Origin of the sequence: Halorubrum sp. SS7 (genome assembly GCF_005435055.1) — an archaeon.
In the GTDB taxonomy this organism is placed as follows: domain Archaea; phylum Halobacteriota; class Halobacteria; order Halobacteriales; family Haloferacaceae; genus Halorubrum; species Halorubrum salinarum.
The window spans coordinates 1-210 of sequence record NZ_SGXV01000805.1; the positions used below are offsets into that span (position 1 = coordinate 1).

General features: G+C 69.0%; 1 pseudogene. It reads left to right on the top strand.

Annotation, left to right across the window (positions count from 1 at the left end):
- Nucleotides 1-210: pseudogene (locus EXE44_RS19965) on the top strand (acyl-CoA dehydrogenase); the annotation flags it as partial.

The following is a 210-nucleotide window of genomic DNA, read 5'->3' on the forward strand; positions in this document are numbered from 1 at the left end:
TCCCGACGCCGGCCGGAAGGGCATCTCGTCGTTCGTCGTGCGCCCGGAGGAGGACGACGGGTTCGTCGTCGAGGGGACGGAGGACAAGCTCGGCGACAAGGGGTGTCCGACCGCGGAACTCCGCTTCGACGACATGTGGATCCCCGAAGAGCGGCGGCTCGGCGAGGAGGGCGAGGGGTTCGTTCAGGCGCTGAAGACGCTTAACGGCGG